General features: G+C 40.4%; 13 protein-coding genes. 4 read left to right on the top strand and 9 right to left on the bottom strand.

Annotation, left to right across the window (positions count from 1 at the left end; all coding sequences use genetic code 11):
- Positions 1 to 8: 8 nt before the first annotated feature.
- The 3 genes from G5S32_RS19825 to G5S32_RS19815 form a co-directional block, all read right to left on the bottom strand.
- Entirely contained in the window at positions 9 to 1,697 is a 1,689-nt protein-coding gene (locus G5S32_RS19825) for an SgrR family transcriptional regulator (protein WP_165313866.1), read from the bottom strand.
- A gap of 81 nt (positions 1,698 to 1,778) precedes the next feature.
- Positions 1,779 to 2,012, bottom strand: coding sequence for a DUF3389 domain-containing protein (locus G5S32_RS19820; protein ID WP_165313865.1), 234 nt, complete (start codon positions 2,010 to 2,012; stop codon positions 1,779 to 1,781).
- Positions 2,013 to 2,465 carry a hotdog fold thioesterase gene (locus tag G5S32_RS19815; RefSeq protein ID WP_165313864.1) on the bottom strand — a complete coding sequence of 151 codons (453 nt, stop codon included), beginning with the start codon at positions 2,463 to 2,465 and terminating at the stop codon, positions 2,013 to 2,015. It abuts the gene before it with no gap.
- Positions 2,466 to 2,558: 93 nt separating this feature from the next.
- Here G5S32_RS19815 and G5S32_RS19810 point away from each other — a divergent pair, with 93 nt between their 5' ends.
- Positions 2,559 to 3,350, top strand: coding sequence for a M48 family metallopeptidase (locus tag G5S32_RS19810; RefSeq protein ID WP_165313863.1), 792 nt, complete (start codon positions 2,559 to 2,561; stop codon positions 3,348 to 3,350).
- A gap of 42 nt (positions 3,351 to 3,392) precedes the next feature.
- Here G5S32_RS19810 and G5S32_RS19805 read toward each other — a convergent pair whose 3' ends face one another.
- A complete protein-coding gene (locus G5S32_RS19805; protein ID WP_165313862.1) occupies positions 3,393 to 4,475 on the bottom strand; it encodes a site-2 protease family protein in 1,083 nt (360 codons plus the stop codon).
- 170 nt (positions 4,476 to 4,645) lie between these two features.
- Between G5S32_RS19805 and G5S32_RS19800 the strand changes: the two genes are divergently transcribed.
- Positions 4,646 to 5,212 (top strand): PhnA domain-containing protein, encoded by a 567-nt coding sequence (locus G5S32_RS19800; protein ID WP_165313861.1) that lies wholly within the window; start codon positions 4,646 to 4,648, stop codon positions 5,210 to 5,212.
- Between the two features lie 128 nt (positions 5,213 to 5,340).
- On the opposite strand, the gene G5S32_RS19795 is transcribed toward G5S32_RS19800, so the two are convergent.
- The 3 genes from G5S32_RS19795 to G5S32_RS19785 form a co-directional block, all read right to left on the bottom strand.
- The gene (locus G5S32_RS19795; protein ID WP_165313860.1) at positions 5,341 to 5,532 is read right to left on the bottom strand and encodes a hypothetical protein; all 192 of its coding nucleotides are present in this window, start codon (positions 5,530 to 5,532) and stop codon (positions 5,341 to 5,343) included.
- Positions 5,533 to 5,844: 312 nt separating this feature from the next.
- On the bottom strand, positions 5,845 to 6,813 hold the full coding sequence (locus G5S32_RS19790) for a TerC/Alx family metal homeostasis membrane protein (protein ID WP_165314219.1): 969 nt from the start codon (positions 6,811 to 6,813) through the stop codon (positions 5,845 to 5,847).
- A 471-nt stretch (positions 6,814 to 7,284) separates the two neighbouring features.
- Complete coding sequence (locus G5S32_RS19785) at positions 7,285 to 9,030, bottom strand: bifunctional metallophosphatase/5'-nucleotidase (RefSeq protein WP_165313859.1); 1,746 nt, start codon at positions 9,028 to 9,030, stop codon at positions 7,285 to 7,287.
- 249 nt (positions 9,031 to 9,279) lie between these two features.
- Between G5S32_RS19785 and G5S32_RS19780 the strand changes: the two genes are divergently transcribed.
- The gene (locus G5S32_RS19780) at positions 9,280 to 10,911 is read left to right on the top strand and encodes an ATP-dependent endonuclease (RefSeq protein WP_165313858.1); all 1,632 of its coding nucleotides are present in this window, start codon (positions 9,280 to 9,282) and stop codon (positions 10,909 to 10,911) included.
- 124 nt (positions 10,912 to 11,035) lie between these two features.
- Here G5S32_RS19780 and G5S32_RS19775 read toward each other — a convergent pair whose 3' ends face one another.
- Positions 11,036 to 11,530, bottom strand: coding sequence for a DUF1097 domain-containing protein (locus G5S32_RS19775; RefSeq protein WP_165313857.1), 495 nt, complete (start codon positions 11,528 to 11,530; stop codon positions 11,036 to 11,038).
- Positions 11,531 to 11,755: 225 nt separating this feature from the next.
- The gene (locus G5S32_RS19770; RefSeq protein WP_165313856.1) at positions 11,756 to 12,661 is read right to left on the bottom strand and encodes a LysR substrate-binding domain-containing protein; all 906 of its coding nucleotides are present in this window, start codon (positions 12,659 to 12,661) and stop codon (positions 11,756 to 11,758) included.
- A gap of 216 nt (positions 12,662 to 12,877) precedes the next feature.
- On the opposite strand from G5S32_RS19770, the gene focA reads away from it, so the two are divergent.
- Positions 12,878 to 14,329, top strand: coding sequence for a formate transporter FocA (gene focA, locus G5S32_RS19765; RefSeq protein WP_165313855.1), 1,452 nt, complete (start codon positions 12,878 to 12,880; stop codon positions 14,327 to 14,329).
- Positions 14,330 to 14,347: the final 18 nt, after the last annotated feature.

Here is a 14,347-nt window from a genome sequence, read left to right as displayed (position 1 = left end):
AACTAAAACTAAAACTCAGGTTTAACCCACACCTGACTAAAATCAAACCAGCCTAAAGCATTGCATTTTGCATTCTGTAACGAACCACACTGATCTTTACTGACACCTAACCAACAATGAAACATAGGTATAACTTGTCGTGATTCGACTAGACATTTGCCAATTTCTTTACCTGGAAAGTTCGCTTGAGTTTCAGCACGCCATTGATCAATCAAATCAGACCACAAACGAAAATCATCAGGGCGACTCAAATGTTCAATATCCGAATCGTTGAGCAACCACCCCGCTAATGCGTCATCGCGATGACTAGCGATTCCCATTGGTTTAATCCAAATATCCACTTCGCTGGCATTTTCTACCGTAAGTTCATATTTGATAAAATCAACACCAATACCATCTTCTTTCAGAAGTTGTTCAATCGCTTTTGCTATCATAGGAAACGTTGGATGCTGTGCGTGATATGCGACGGTAAGACGTTTAGGCGCACTAGGCGTGACACTGTGACTAACTGGCACCTGGTGATACCAACCAGGCTTTAAACCGTGAGCAGGCAATACTCCGAGTTCGACAATATTTTGCTCTGGCATCAACTTAAACAAGTTCATTGCACTGAGCTTGTGACACAAATACTCAGCCCAAGTTTCGTCTGCTGCAACACCATGACGGCGGTTAAGTAATAAATAAGTACAGCCAGGATCAAGATCGACATCTTCAGCAGAGGAGCCGCGTTTGTTTTTAACCGGACTAGAAAGGCTAGGAAATACCATTGAAGAGTGCGCTTCATCAATCACCCACACTTCTACTCGATCTAACAATGAGCGGAAACCAAAATAGCTATCAAAAGCTTGCAAAACCAATCGCTTTTCATCATTTAGAACAACCTTGTATGGACCCGTTCCAATTGGCATTAGATCAAATGTTTCACCACGTTCTGCTTCAGGCAATAAAACCTTCGCGCAGCATTCTGCTAGCAATAGAGGTAATCTGGTATCTGGTTTTTGTAAAAATATATCAACGATACAGTCCGCTGGTGATTGCACCTTGTCTATGTGAGAGAACAAGTTAACGAAGCGTAGATTCCATAAGCTTTCTACAACCGTTTCTGTGGTAAGTAAATTGCCATTATGAAAACGGATACCCGGACGCAAGTAAAAACGCCAGTGTAGAGGTGTGATTAGTTGCCAAGCATGTGCGAGATCCGGTTTAAGCTGTTCTTCTTCATCAAAGCGAGTTAAACCACTATAGATTTGACGAGCAATATGTTGCTCAGAACGACGCATTGGCTTTAATGGGTTCAACATAGAAAGGGGGCGGTAATACGGAAGGCGAACAACTTGAAGCCCTTCTTGGTGCTGTACGCCAAGATAACTCTGAATAACTTGCGTTAATTTGCTTGCATCATGATCAAGTACAGAAAGCGCTTGACCAATTTTCCCCTCATCGAGATAACGTCTCGCTAAATTTTCACTTACATCAGCCCTACTACGCTTAAATATCAGTTTGGATAGCTTTCCTCGACCAGCCGCCGGATGCCATTCAATCCAGCCTTCTTCTTCCATTTTATTAAGTACAATTCGCGCATTTCGGCGTGTACAGAAGAGAATATCAACAACATCTTCTAGCTGGGCATCAGCGTCTTGACCATTGAAGTGTTCGAACAAAGTTTCGAATTGGACTCTTAAGCGGGGGCTGCTCATAAAGAGGAAATCTCACATGATTCATACTATCAGTGAGTTTCCCTATTTTTATTTATTCATGCAAGTGAGTTAATGAAAATTTTAGTGAATAGAACAACCTAAGATTTGAGATAGCTGTCGTAGTTGAGTTTCGTTGTCTAATTTAATAGACCACTTTGCTTCACTACAATTTACCACGACTACGTTTGCCCCTTTTCCCATTAGCTGTACAGCATCAGCGGCAGCTTGCATTGTTGCTCGGTGCTCTCCTTCCAAACGAATCACAACTTCGTGTTGGGTGGCGATTATTTTTCCGTATTCGAATTCAATAACCATTTATTCCTCAGTTTTTATTTGCTGACGGTCGTTGCGCTTTTTCTTAACAGCAATCGTTAAACGGCTAGTACAGACCAATCGATCTCTTTCGTCAGTAATAGTGATCTGCCATACCTGAGTAGACACACCTATGTGTAGTGGGCTTGCAGTTCCAACCACATACCCAGAACGCATCGAACGAATATGGTTAGCATTAATATCTAGACCCACGCAATAGCTTTCTTCATCAACAGCAAAATTTGCTGCAACAGAGCCTAAAGTCTCAGCGAGCACGACAGAAGCACCGCCATGCAACATACCTAAAGGCTGATGAGTAAAATTGCATACTGGCATTGTCGCAGTCACTGTGTTCTCGCTAAATGCTGTGTAGACAATACTTAAATGCTCCATCAGCGTATTTTTGTTACTAGCATTAAGGATGTCTAAGCTTATTGATTTTTTCCATATTTCCATCGTAACGCCCTAATAGAGTTGAAGATTTATTATTGTCGAAGTACCTATATGGAATGATACTATAAACATATTATTTAAGACTGGGAACGAACGATGAATAACAAAATTAAAGCTTCTTTGATCTTAACTTGTCTTAGCTTGACAGCGTGTAGCTCTTCCCCGACAGGACGAAATCAATTGATCCTTTTCTCTGATCAAGACATGAGTAGCTTGGGTAACAGTTCATTTGAACAGTTGAAGACCGAAACCCCTATCAGTAAAGATGTAAAGACCAATGCTTATGTTCAATGTGTCGCTACAGCCATTACGGCATACGTACCGAAACAACAAAGCTTCTCTCAATGGGAAGTGGTTGTTTTCGAGAGTGATCAAGTCAATGCTTTTGCCCTGCCGGGCGGTAAAATTGGTGTCTACACTGGTCTATTAAAAGTCGCTGTCAATCAGGATCAACTTGCAACAGTAATTGGACACGAAGTAGCTCATGTGTTGGCAGATCACAGCAATGAACGTCTGTCTCAATCACAGATAGCCAATGCAGGATTACAGATAACAGACGTCGCACTTGGTGCTTCTGAATACTCACAATATCGAGGCTTGACCATGGCGGCACTAGGTGTTGGTGTCCAATATGGAGTTCTACTGCCTTATGGCAGAACCCAAGAATCTGAGGCCGACATCCTTGGTTTAGAACTAATGGCAAAGGCGGGATTCGCTCCAAAACAAAGTATCGACCTGTGGAAAAATATGGCTAAAGCTTCAGGTGGTAATACTCCACCGGAGTTGCTCTCAACGCACCCATCACATAGCACCCGTATTCAAGACCTTACAAATAAAATAAGTAAGTTACCAGCTAGCACCGCAGCGCGTCCGAGCTGTCAAATTTAACCACCGATGAAGGGAGCGAAAGCTCCCTTTTAATTCACAGAATTACGTACCTAATATAAGCAGCGGCAAGCTCAATAAGGTGTCACCTGTTGTCGCAAATCCAACGATAATACTAATGAGACCGACCAACAGACCAATATACCAGACTGTCGAAACCACTTGTCCATATCGATCCAACGGTAACAAATGACTGTGATGCCTATTTTTCCACTCAAACACTAAATCAAGTGACCCCATCACCAACAAGAAACCTAATAAGGTTAATCCGAGTGAATAACTTAGTGCGATGCCACCAACAATGGTGGCAAGACAAATAATCATGCCTAGACGGCTGTTCATCGAAAAGCTGATACTCTTTAGAACATGACCACCATCTAATGGCAAGATAGGTAACAGATTAAATAAGTTTAAGAACGCATTAAAAGCCGCAAGCGCCGCCCATAAATGACTTCCCGTCATCCAATAAATCATCACAAAAACGAGAGAAAGAATAAAACCGAAACAAGGTCCCATGATTGAAATAACAACGTCTTGCCAACGAGTATTTATCTTTTCATCACTAAGAGCGAGTCCACCTAAAAACGGAACCAAATAGATACCTTTGGTACGCATACCAAAATACTTCATGGCCTTTACGTGTCCATATTCATGAAACACTAAACAAAGTATTAAAGCGATCGCAAATTGGTACGAAAACAACCACGAATATGCAGCGAGACTTGCAGAAGCAAGCAGCACTTTGATTAATTTAGCACTTTTTAACGCTTTCATTCCCAAGGATACAACACCAATAAGACTAAAACGTCTATCAACGGGTGGCGGAGTAACTGGAACTTGTCTCTCTATATCTTTTACTGTACTGATGTTTTCCTCGACAAGTAACTCATCCACAACAATTCGATATGCAAGGCTAAATGGCTGCCAAGTAAGATCAACTTCAAGTCGACACTCAATAAGCTGCTCACCTTTTTGCAATTTAAAGTGGTGACTAATTTCATTTGAGTCATCGTTTTGAGCTTCTCTTTGAGAAATCAAAGTATTGTTCCAGAACAATTGCTGCCAACCAGCCATTGAGCCCTCAAGACGAAGAGGTTTACCGAATAATTCGGTGCTTAATAGTTCCACAAATCTGTTCTACTCTTATTGTAATTTGGAACGTGATTATGCCATTTGTAAGATAAACGTAAAACTATGCGATATATGTGTCTGATATTTAGGGTTTGAATGAATACCCCTTTAAATCCTGAGCATAAAGTGGATAATACGCGCTTACGAAATTTACAAAGGTGGGTAATATGTCTACTGAAGCAACTTTGCTTGAACGCTGCGAATCGAAATGTGAGCTTTGCGCCGCTGAAGCGTCTTTAACTCCATATGTGGTTGCACCACACACTCTAGTTACCGTAGATCACTCTGCGATGCTTTGTGACACATGTAAAAGTCAGATTGAAGATCCCGAAACAGCAGATGCAAATCACTGGCGTTGTTTGAATGACAGTATGTGGAGCCAAGTTCCACCAGTGCAAGTTCTTGCATGGCGTCAACTTAAGCGTCTGAGCGCGGCTGAAGGTTGGGCTCATGACCTTCTAGACATGATGTACATGGAAGAAGAAATCGCAAACTGGGCTGCAATCGGTATGGACGATGACGCAGAGAAACCACGTGATGTAAACGGTGTAGAACTTAAAAAAGGTGACGACGTAACCATCATTAAAGACCTTCCGATCAAAGGTTCTTCTCAAGTAATTAAACAAGGTACTGTGGTTCGTGGTATTAGCTTAGCGGATGATCCTAAACTTATATCTGGTAAAGCTAACGGTCAGTCAATGTACATCATCGCTGAATATTGTCGTAAGAAATAGTGACTTGCGTTGCTTATGAAATCGTTGATCTTAATCCAGCCATTTCACAAGCCACTTATCTCTTTGCTGAGATCAAAAAAGCCGAACACTCTAAGAGTCTTCGGCTTTTTTAATTCTTACACATTTGATTATCGATTCAAGCCAATATCACGCTGAATATGGTTTGACAAATCAACACTGTAGTAGCTAGCTGCTGGTTTGTTATCTACAAATAAAATGTCAATCAAATGAGCTATCAATCCTTTGAAGTTAACCGCATAGGTTTTCTTATCCATAGAGGTGGTCGTTGCTACACTACCCATATACATTGCTTGTGCCATGATAGCCTCTCTTAATAAATCGGTAACTTTCTGTATTTGCAATAATGATAGGTAATAATTCACCAGTTAAGAAATGACAAAAATTGGACATTCAGATAAGTTAAACTAATGAAACAACCCATTTACAACTCTTAAAATATCAAATCAGAAGTCACGACTAAAAAAGCAACAAATGAACATAATAGCGCATAATAATTCAAGATAACCAGTCGAAACATAATTCACATACAATTTATTAACAGCAGCCTTTTTAATAACTTGTTAGCTCCATCTCAACTTCAATTACTGAGAAGACAGCATTGGGTAAATGAATTATTCTATTGATTTTATTTGATTTAGTTTATTTTTACGGATAATTCTCTGCTTAAGTAGCGAACACACTACTGCTACTGTCATTGTTCCTAATAGTACAAACAAAGATATATAGGTAGGAATTTCCCACTCTGAACCTACCAATATCATTTTTACACCAATAAACAGCATGATGAATGATAAAGCAGGCTTCAAATAAATAAACTTATCCATCATACCTTGTAAAACAAAGTACAATGAACGTAATCCTAGTAATGCAAAAACGTTTGCGGCTAGCACTAAAAACGGTTCTTGTGTTACAGCAAATATTGCTGGTATCGAATCCAAAGCAAACATGACATCCATGAATGCTATAACAGCGATAACAACCAACATCGGTGTAGCAACCCATCCTTGTTTAGACTGATGAAATAACATTTGCCCTTTAAAGTCATTCGTTACTGGAATAACTTTACGCATTAGTCTTTCAGGCATTGGATTAATAGTTTCCTGTTCATTCGACGACCCCATCAGTTGGAAGCCCGTCCATATCAAGAATGCTGCAAAAAGATACATTACCCAATGGTAGTGGGACAAAAGCTCTGAACCTAGTACAATCATGATTGCTCGAAGAAGTAATGCGCCTACAACGCCCCATAATAACGCTCTCGGGCGCAAATGTTCTGGAACATTATACTGATGGAAAATTACAGCAAACATAAAGAGATTATCGACGCTAAGAGATTTTTCTAATAAGTATCCAGTAATAAAAGATATTGTTGCTTTCTGCGGTGTATAGTTGCTATCAGGGGCATATATATCCCACAAATGATAGATTGATACAGCAAACACAAAAGCCAGAGAAAACCAAAATAGGCTCCACAATACAGCTTTTCTAATAGTGATGTGACTACCTCGAGTCTGCCAAATATCAAGGCAAACAAGTATTACCGTCAACGCGGCAAAACTAATATAGGTCGATACGGACATCGTTCCTCCTAAATCGGAAGGAACATCAATAGATGAGTTAGAAACCTTCGGCATACCAAAAAGCCACTGCTTACACAGTGCTGAATGCGTTGGTCTCGTCGAAATATTCGTTACTCAGTTGAACAGATATTTATACTTGCCGGATAAGTATAACTTAACGTGATGACGACAAATATACTCGAGGCGACTACTCCCCAAAACAGAGGTAGTCTATTCTACACATCCGAAATCCTCTAGATCTCTAATTAAAAAAGGAGCCTTTGTTAGCTCCATTTTTCATCTTGCCTTGATTACAAAGCACATTTCAAAATCCAGCAAGTGGTAGTAAATAAACTAGTGCTGACCACGCACCAATCCACCCAACCACAACGGCTGCATCGAGCCAGTCTTGAACCCACATGTTTCCCCCCTTTCCCTCTCTGTCTATTGAGAAATTAAGACTGAAACGTAATGAGCAAACATTATGCCGTTTTACATCTGATGAGTATGACGTTGTTTTAATGATCGATTATTAAGAATATCAGGCTGATCCATCAACATGCTTATAAACGCATCTGCCATCGATACATTGCTTACATAGCCCTCGCCAATCATTGCCGTTATTGCATCATAACCTTCTTTGCCTTTCATCGTATAAGCTGAAGATGTACCACAATAAAAAGCTTCTGATTCAACAAGTTGCCATTCGCTATTAATATTAATTTTGAGTTCTGTAATACGTTGACCAATCGGTTTATCTGCGTTGTAACAGAAACTCAAGTTATGAGTATAGGGATAACTGCCAGACCCAGTCCCTTCGATACCGTTATTAGTTGCATTATTGATTGCACCTTCTAACGTCAAGGCTATGGTTTCACCTTTGACCGAATAGACACCAATCGGAACGGCAAACGGCAACAGGTTACCTGCGATATCGGCAACGGACAGCTTGCCGGGTTGAATAGAAGTTCGTACACCACCAGCATTGTGTATAGCAAATTGAACTTCATGGCCACGCTCACGCATTGCATGCACAAATGATTGTGCAACGAGCGGAGCCAGTTCGCTTGGTCCTTGTTCATCAGGTACTCGAACGTGTCTCAGTGACTCTTTAGCTTCGGCAATCATTTGAGATTGCAGCTCTCTTACTCGCGGTATGTACTTATTGAGCAAAATACCCTGCACTTCTGGATCTTTTTTACATACGACAACATTGGGATGATTGTTTACGTACTCGCACGCTTCTAAATGCGTACAATCACTACCTGTCTCACTCATGCTTGCGTCTAAAAATAGACGGCGACCAAGCAATAATTCATTTCTACCTGCAAAACCAACAACATTGCCATAATCATCAAAATCAATATGACAATGTCCAAGAGCTAGAGCATATAAGCCTGACTGAACAACATAAGTATTATTGATACGCTGACCATATTCTTCTTGTGTTTCTAACCCCAGCGCACTGAAGTCACCCTGAAGGACATGACTATGACCACCAACAATCACACTGATGCCATTAACTTGTCGTGCAAGCTCTTTATCTGCTTCATAGCCTAAATGGCTAAGAAGAATAATTTTGTTTATTCCTGCCTTGTGAATTTGCTCAACGGTTCGATTTGCCGTTTCCAAAGCGTTCCTAAACGGTGTATCACTATCAGGGTTAGCAATATCAACCATTTTGTCTAACGAGAGACCAAAAATAGCGATTTCGCTACCATCAACATGTTTGGTAATCCAATTTGCACAACGTAATATTGGATTAAAAGATTTAACCGACTCGTTATCTGATAAGCGATGTCTTTTATCCAAACGTTCTTTAGAAAGATCCCAGTTACCGCATAGCAATGGGAAATTGGCACGTTGAGCAAAGATAGCCACAGGTTCATTGCCCATATCGAGCTCGTGATTACCTAATGCCATTGCGTCTAAACCAATAGCATTAAGCATGTCTGCGTTCGCTTTTCCTTTAAATAACGAGAAATACAGTGTTCCTTGGAAACAATCTCCTGCATGCAAGAAGATAAAACCTTTATCCATACGACGAGCATCTTCTCTGAGCTGTTGTACACGAGTTGCTATACGAGCAAAACCGCCTGCACTGACAAAAGGAGTTAATGTCTTACCATTGATATCTAGAGTTAGCTGTAATGACGTTGGTTCAAAGTAAGAATGGGTATCGTTGATATGGGCCAGAGTGATGGATGTTACTTTCTTAGTGTCTTTTATATTTTTCATATTTGTCTTTTCTCTTTTCTTTCACTCTAATTCTAGCGTACAGATCATGACAGAATCGTGATAGTAATGAAACGGTAATGCAAACAAAGTTAGACAGTTTGACATCATCGAGACAACTAGTTTAATCGTCACTGATATAGCTTATAAAGTTTATGTGAGATAACCATCTGCTTACATTGCAGTTTTACATTATGCTTAAAGAAAAATGATAATGACCTCGTTGATATATGAGGCATGAGGAGTTGGCCGATGCTATTAGAACGTATCGAAATTTCTGGCTTTCGCGGTATTCGTCGCTTATCACTTTCATTTGATGAACTGACGGCTTTGATTGGCGAGAACACATGGGGGAAGTCTTCCTTACTCGACGCGCTGTCGGTTATGCTTCCAACGTCTTCGGAACCCTATCAATTTGAGTTACAAGATTTTCATGTCGACTACTCTATTTCTCACCCTCAAACCCAGCATCTGCAAATCATATTAAGTTTTGTTACTACAGATAAAAATGAACATAGAGCGGGACGATATAGAAAGCTGAAGCCAATATGGTGCGAAGACGAAGACGGCACCCATCGCATCATTTACAGAGTTAGTGCTTCGCGCGTTAAATATGACATTTCCACTACATACACCTTTTTAGATTTGGAAGGTAACCCTATTACAGTCCATCACAGCGAAAAGTTGGCTAGAGAGTTGATGAGTTTGCATCCTGTTATCCGTTTACGAGACTCACGCCGATTTGTAAGACCATTTGGTAAAACTAGCAATGAAAACGAACGAGTAGAAAAACGGATTGATAATACATGTCGTCGGTTAATGGCGATCCCTGGTCACGTCAATAAAGGAGAAATGCGTAGTAGCCTGAACGCAATGAATGCATTGGTTGATCACTATTTCTCTTTCAAAAGTCAAAGCCGCAACAACCCACGTTTAGAAAGAGACAGTCTCGTTTACGCTACACCTACGAATGATAAGAGTTTGAAACAGATTGTTGGTGAAACTAAAGACAGACAAACAAGACTGCTTTTTTTGGGATTACTCAACGCTTATTTGCAAGCCAAAGGTCCTGCTGATATACGCCGCTGCGCAAGGCCGATACTGATTGTTGAAGACCCTGAAGGTCGCTTACATCCTACGCATCTCGCACGAGCTTGGAGTTTGCTTGAACTGTTGCCAATGCAGAAAATACTCACGACCAACAGTGGAGAACTTTTAGGCGCAGTACCAATGCATTCTATTCGTCGGTTGGTACGAAAATCTGATAGAACAATCGCAACATCAATGCCAATCAAAGGATTTGGTCAAGATGAGCTAAGAAGGATAGGATTTCATATCCGTTTCCACCGCACTGGAGCCCTATTTGCACGTTGTTGGTTATTAGTTGAAGGGGAGACGGAAGTTTGGTTGTTCAGTGAACTAGCACGACAATGCGGCTATAACTTGGCCGCAGAAGGAGTGCAGATCATCGAATTTGCTCAGTCTGGCTTGAAATCTCTAATTAAAGTCGCTAAGTCATTTGGTATCGATTGGCATGTCGTGACAGATGGTGATTCAGCGGGAAAAAAATACTCAGCCACTGTCATTAATATGCTAGGACATGATCAACAAAGGCACCGATTAACAGAATTACCTGATAAAGATATTGAACATTTTCTTTATTCGCACGGTTTTGAGTTTTTCTTTAAAGACATGGTTAAGATCCCCCACGATCAACCTATTCCAGCTAAAAAAGTGGTCACAAGGGTGCTAAAAAAACACGCTAAACCTGATTTAGCCTTAGCCATCGTTTCACATTGTGAAGCTGGTGGTGTGGAATGTATCCCCGTACTTCTTAGATGGACGTTAAAACGAGTTATCACTATGGCAAATGGAAATACATGACGAGTGTAATCACTTCAAGCTTAGCAACAAAAAGGGCATACTTTTCAGTACGCCCTTTTTGATTAATAAATCTATTAAATATCTATTGAATCGATGGATAAAAAATATTGATACGACAACTGAGTTACGGAGTTTGTTCTTTCATCAATGCTTGAGTGCCATTCTTTTCGATATTCGACTGCTTATGTAGCCATAACCCACTTGCTTTCATGGAGTAACCAAAAGCACCACCTAATAACAGAGATGGAATAACAATCTGCCAATCTCCATTAGCGGCAAACGTCGCACAACACCCAATAAATGTGCCTGGGATATAACTCAGCCATTGTTTTTTAGCTTGGATACACATTAAGAATGAGACAATACCCGTTAATACATAGCCAAAGATTTCGATAGACATGTATTGTGAACCGCTGATGATCACCACAGCCCAGAATACGCCAGCCAAATTTGTAGCATAGCTTTGCAACAAGCCTCGAACCCCATCTTTAGGTGAGGCAAAATAGCTAGTACAGCCCAAAAAACCAGCCCACGAAAGCAAGCCAAATGAAATAGCCACCCATCCCCAAATACCAGAAAGAATTCCAGTTGTGATTGCTATAGCTAAAAGTGTACTCATCATACCCTCTACGAAACGTCTTCTAGTGAATAAAAGCCGCAACAGTGAATCGAGGTGAGATACTAATGATTGCTCAATTATTTTAATGTGATACAAATCACATTGATAATGTAATTAATATTGCATTTGCAGAAATCTAGTGACGTAAATGATAAATCAACATAAATAGTAATTAAGAAAACTCGTTGATCCATACTGCAGATGTAACGCCAGTCACCAAAACCTTTATAAAAATAAAGAGCGTCCTTTCATCATTCTAAAGCCTTCACGCATAATGCACTCTGCTAAAGGATTTTCGGCCATATCTGCTCGCCAAATAAATGAAAGCGTTCGTTCCATATTGAGTTCTGGAACATTTAATGCGACCAATTTTCCTATTTCAATAAAACGTTCGACATCTAAATAAGGTAGGCAAGTCAGATAAGGACCATTCGCGACGAGAGTACGCAAAACAGGAACATGTTCATACTCACGCCACACATCCAAGTCTTCTATCAGGTGGTGGATAGAACTATCAAAAGTCTTTCTTGTGCCAGAACCTCTTTCTCGCAATACCCATTTCGCTTGCTCTAGTTGGGCAAGACTCACCGTGGTACGCTTAGCAAAAGGATGATGAGCTGAAGCAATAACAGTTAAATTATCACGACACCACTCTTCTTGATGAATTCGGTTATCATCGCTACGCCCCTCAATAATGCCCAAATCAAATTTGTAGTCCAAAACGCCCTCTATTACTGCTTGAGTACTTTTCACTTTCAAATCAATTCGGATCTCAGGAAAGTCATTATCAAGAATACTGATAAGATCAGGCACTAAATGTTCTGCTGGAGTTTGACTTGCTCCTATAGAAATCTCACCACTGACTAAATGCTGATCATAAAAACCCATTTCGATTTGTTGGGCGTCTTGTAATAGGCGTTTAGCCTTTGGACGAAGCCACATTCCCCAATGAGTTAACGCCATTTGCTTACCTTGACGTTCAAAAAGCGGTCGTCCTAACATTTTTTCGAGTTGTGCTAAAGACATACTTGTCGCTGATTGAGTTAAAGATAATTTCTCAGCAGCAACACTGACACTACCGACATCTGCAATAGCATCAAATACAGCCAGTTGCTTCAGTGAATATCTCATCGCACCATCTCTCCATTAGTCAAAGCCTTGCTCTTCTTTGAGCAACATATCCATTCTACCTACTAGACCGAGCATATCAACAGAATTGATAGGGTCTTTTAATATTATCAATTTTACTTAGCCAAATGTAGGACGCTAACCTAGTTACGAAATGACACATAACGTGTTGTTTTATAAAAAAGGAGATAAATATGAATAGCAAAATGGAGACCAGATATGGCGTCAGCTGAGTCTTACAATCAACATTATTTTTCGCCAAAAGAGATGATGGTGGAAGCTGAGAAATTCGCACTCAGCAAAGCGCAAAAATCCAGCGGTATGACGATAAGCCTAGCCATCATGGCTGGAGCATTTATTGGGTTAGCATTTCTGTTTTACATCACAGTGACTACCGGTAACGCAAATGCGGAATGGGGACTTAATCGTTTTGTTGGTGGATTAGCATTTAGCATGGGTCTGATACTAATTGTCATTTGTGGCGGAGAGCTATTTACCAGTTCAGTATTGTCCAGCATCTCTTGGGCAAACAAGCAAATTAGCTTTAAAAAAATGCTTACTGTTTGGGGGAAGGTTTATGTCGGCAATTTTATTGGGGCAATGTTTTTACTTTTACTGGTTACAGCGGCAGGCTTGTATCAATTAGATCATGGTCAATGGGGCTTAAATGCACTAAACATCGCTCAACACAAATTACACCACACTACTTTGCAAGCTTTTGCTCTTGGCGTTCTTTGTAATTTATTGGTGTGCCTTGCAATCTGGTTAACTTTTAGTTCTGCAAATGCAATGACTAAGGCAGTGATGACCATTATGCCCGTTGCAATGTTTGTATCAAGTGGCTTTGAGCACTGTGTAGCCAATATGTTTATGGTTCCACTAGGTATAGTGATCCAAAACTTTGCACCAGATTCTTTCTGGCAGCAAATCGGCACCAGCGCTTCGGCGTATTCAGACCTCAACGTATTTCATTTCGTTACAGCTAATTTAATACCTGTGACATTCGGAAATATCGTTGGCGGTGCAGTTTTAGTTGGTTTAGCAAACTGGTCTATTTACAGCCGTCCGAAGCTTATCTCAACCCAAATATCAACAATTACTCAAACAACACCAGTAACGTCAGTTAAGGATATAACTATGAACAATACCATCACAATGAAAGACATTATGGATCCAAACCCACTTAGAATTAGTGCAGATATGCCAGTTCAAACCGCTATCGATAAACTTCTTGATAATCACGTGACGGTTGCAGCGGTAGTCAACATGGATAACCGTCTAGTTGGTATTTTCTCTGCTCATGACGTTATGGTTGAGTTATGGTGCCAAAACTACATTCCAACTAAAGATCAAAAAGTCGTTGACTTGATGTCTCGAGACGTCATCGCTATAGACGTAAATGACAAGCTTGTCGATGTAGCAGAATTCCTATGCATAGATAAAGAACAACTTTATCCGACTACCAGTATGGGCATTGCTACTCGCTTCACCACTTTATCGGTAGAAGAACGGGCCAAGAGTATGAAAGTTCAAAAACCACATCAATTACCCGTACTTGAAGACGGACATTTTATTGGAATGGTTGAACGATATCATGTACTTCAAGCTCTTCGCTCAATCTATGGTGAACGTTTAAGCATTGTCGAAGAAAAACAGCTTGAAAGCGCATAACCGCGAATATTAAAAATA

Origin of the sequence: Vibrio ziniensis (assembly GCF_011064285.1) — a bacterium.
GTDB lineage: Bacteria > Pseudomonadota > Gammaproteobacteria > Enterobacterales > Vibrionaceae > Vibrio > Vibrio ziniensis.
Note: the sequence above shows the minus strand (reverse complement) of the source record. Positions and strands in the feature narration are given on the sequence as shown.